Origin of the sequence: Ensifer sp. LC384, from assembly GCF_001695865.1 — a bacterium.
In the GTDB taxonomy this organism is placed as follows: Bacteria; Pseudomonadota; Alphaproteobacteria; order Rhizobiales; family Rhizobiaceae; genus Ensifer.
The window spans coordinates 1-434 of sequence record NZ_MBST01000012.1; the positions used below are offsets into that span (position 1 = coordinate 1).

Annotated in this window: 1 protein-coding gene; it reads left to right on the plus strand. The window is 68.2% G+C overall.

Annotated elements, in window-relative coordinates; genetic code table 11:
* Positions 1-434, plus strand: a 434-nt coding sequence (locus BC363_RS11935; protein ID WP_202618566.1) for an FAD-binding protein, incomplete at both ends; no start/stop codon positions are given.

Below are 434 nucleotides of genomic sequence, written 5' to 3' on the forward strand. Positions count from 1 at the left end.
CTCGACGTTGCCCAGGTTTCGGAAATCACCGAGGTTATCTCCGCCGACACCTTCAAGCGCCCGATCTATGCCGGCAACGCCATCCAGACGGTGCAGACGACCGAGGCCAAGCGCGTCATCACCGTGCGCACCGCCTCGTTCGCGTCGGCCGCCGAAGGTGGCTCGGCTGCGGTCGAGACGATCGCAGCGGCCGCCAATCCGGGCCTGTCGAGCTTCGTTGCCGACGCGCTGTCGTCGTCCGATCGTCCGGAGCTGACCTCGGCCAAGATCATCATCTCCGGCGGCCGGGCGCTCGGCTCGTCGGAAAAATTCCAGGAAGTGATCCTGCCGGTTGCCGACAAGCTCGGGGCCGCCGTCGGGGCGAGCCGCGCCGCCGTCGACGCCGGTTATGCCCCGAACGACTGGCAGGTCGGCCAGACCGGCAAGGTGGTCGC